At 58.1% G+C, this 310-nt stretch carries 1 protein-coding gene; it reads right to left on the minus strand.

Features of this window, described 5'->3' with window-relative positions:
* A partial coding sequence (locus BBG47_RS28630; RefSeq protein ID WP_139070857.1) for a condensation domain-containing protein occupies positions 1–310 on the minus strand: 310 nt, incomplete at both ends.

Consider the following 310-nt stretch of genomic DNA (forward strand, 5'->3'; position numbering starts at 1 on the left):
TTTGCAGCGTAAACATCGTCTGAAACAATGGCGCATAGCTCGCCGACCGCTCCGGCTGCAGCGCCGCCACGATCTTCTCAAACGGGATGTCCTGATGCTCCTGCGCTTTCCATGCTTTCCCGCGCACTTGCGACACTAACTCCCGGAAGCTCGGATTGGCTGACACATCCGCACGGTACACAAGGGTGTTGACAAAGAATCCGATCATCCCCTCGATTTCCCCGTAATGCCGGTTCGCAATCGGACTGCCGACGGCGATATCCGTCTGTCCCGTATAGCGGGAGAGGAAACCTTGGTAGGCGGCGAGCAG

The organism is Paenibacillus sp. KS1 (assembly GCF_001680695.1).
GTDB lineage: Bacteria > Bacillota > Bacilli > Paenibacillales > Paenibacillaceae > Paenibacillus_B > Paenibacillus_B suaedae.